The sequence below is a fragment of the Corynebacterium sp. UMB9976 genome (assembly GCF_030212265.1).
Lineage (GTDB): Bacteria > Actinomycetota > Actinomycetes > Mycobacteriales > Mycobacteriaceae > Corynebacterium.
This window is the reverse complement of sequence record NZ_JASODY010000138.1, coordinates 1-251: the sequence shown is the minus strand read 5'-3', so window position 1 is coordinate 251 and position 251 is coordinate 1. Positions and strand designations below refer to the sequence as shown.

1 tRNA gene is annotated in these 251 nt (G+C 37.5%); it reads right to left on the bottom strand.

Going from position 1 to position 251, the window contains the following annotated elements:
• Nucleotides 1–85 precede the first annotated feature (85 nt).
• Nucleotides 86–158: transfer RNA gene (locus tag QP140_RS10130), tRNA-Lys, on the bottom strand.
• Between the last annotated feature and the right edge of the window lie 93 nt (nt 159–251).

The window sequence follows — 251 nt, the reverse complement described above, 5'->3', positions numbered from 1 at the left end:
TCTTACTTTGAAGTTTCAATGAGTTTCTTTCTTTTTTTATTTATTTAGGCTGAGCCAGGTCTTAGTTGTAGCATGTGGTATCTAGTTTCCTGACCAGGGATTGAACCCGGGCCCCCTGCATTAAGAATGCAGAGTTTTATCCACTGGACCACCAGGGAATTCCGAGAAAACGTTCATTTTTAATCAAGCTTTTCTAGGACAAAAAAGATGCCATGGAAAAGTATAAAATTATGCTAATATTTGTTTGTGGA